The sequence below is a fragment of the Methylobacterium sp. WL116 genome, from assembly GCF_008039455.1.
Lineage (GTDB): Bacteria > Pseudomonadota > Alphaproteobacteria > Rhizobiales > Beijerinckiaceae > Methylobacterium.
The window spans coordinates 1-761 of the sequence record NZ_VRUV01001007.1 but is presented as its reverse complement, the minus strand read 5'-3'; the positions used below and the strand labels follow the sequence as shown (position 1 = coordinate 761).

Annotated in this window: 1 protein-coding gene; it reads left to right on the top strand. The window is 73.1% G+C overall.

Annotation, left to right across the window (positions count from 1 at the left end):
* Positions 1-214: 214 nt before the first annotated feature.
* Positions 215-761 (top strand): GSCFA domain-containing protein (locus FV223_RS29085; RefSeq protein WP_147730051.1); only part of this gene is annotated, 547 nt, incomplete at its 3' end.

The window sequence follows — 761 nt, the reverse complement described above, 5'->3', positions numbered from 1 at the left end:
CCGCGATGCGCGGGCCGCGCCGACCCGCATCGGCAGCGGGCTTGGCGCGCCACGGTGTCGCCCAGGATGGCGGCGACAACGAGAACGCGCCGCGGGCGCGCCTAGGCAGATCGGACAGGGCCACGTTACGCGCCGGGTGCATCGGGTGGGGCGAAGAAGCTCGGGGCGCGTCGCCGAGGCGGTTGCGCCGGAGGTCGGAGGAAGGGTCTACAAGATGACGTCCAACCCCTATAGCGGTCTACCGGCCGAGCGTTTCTGGCGCAAGGTCGTGACCAACGTCGCCCCCTTCGCCGTCGATCCGCGGCCGCGCGCGCCCTTCGCGATCGGCCAGGCCGACAAGGTCGCCACCGGCGGATCGTGCTTCGCCCAGCGCGTCGCCGAGGCGCTTCGGGCGGAAGGCTTCAACTACTACGTGACGGAAGCCGCCCCGGAGGGCACCGCGCCGGCGGAGGCCGACGCACGCCAGTTCGGCACCTTCTCGGCCCGGTACGGCAACCTCTATTACACGCGCCAGTTCGTGCAGCTGTTCGACCGGGCCTACGGCCGGTTCGAGCCCGAGCTGAAGGCGTGGCTGCGCGAGGACGGCCGCTACGTCGACCCGTTCCGCCCCACCGTCGAGCCCGCCGGCTTCGCGGACGAGGCCGCGGTGGTCGCCGCGCGCGACGCGCATCTGGCCGAGGTGCGCCGCCTGTTCGAGACCCTCGACGTGTTCGTGCTGACGCTGGGCCTGACCGAGGGCTGGCGCTGGCGCGCCGACGGCG